The sequence below is a fragment of the Ensifer sp. ENS02 genome (genome assembly GCF_014851885.1).
Classification (GTDB): Bacteria; Pseudomonadota; Alphaproteobacteria; order Rhizobiales; family Rhizobiaceae; genus Ensifer; species Ensifer adhaerens.
Genome location: NZ_JACVAO010000085.1, coordinates 1 through 325 on the forward strand (window position 1 = coordinate 1; position 325 = coordinate 325).

Sequence of the window (325 nt, forward strand, 5' to 3'; positions counted from 1 at the left end):
ATCACGGCAAGATCATCAAGCAGGGCAACAAGTGGCTGCGCTGGGCTTTTGTCGAAGCGGTCACCCCGGCGATCGCCAGCGATCCACAGCTTCGCGCCCAATATGAGCACCTGAAGATCAGAGGAACCAACAAGGCGCGTGTGGCGATGGCGCGCAAGCTTTTGACGATCGCCTTCCAGATCCTGCGCGACCAGCGCGCTTACGAGCCGCGCGGCGAAAGCATCATCACGGAAGGCGCGTCAATGAAATCCCGACTGTCCTGATGACTTTCTAGCGAGCCTAGCAGTGCCGGGCTGCGCTCCTCAAGGAGAATGGGAAGCCGGGA

1 protein-coding gene is annotated in these 325 nt (G+C 60.3%); it reads left to right on the top strand.

Annotated elements, in window-relative coordinates:
• Positions 1-263 (top strand): transposase (locus IB262_RS35555; protein WP_192494594.1); only part of this gene is annotated, 263 nt, incomplete at its 5' end.
• Between the last annotated feature and the right edge of the window lie 62 nt (positions 264-325).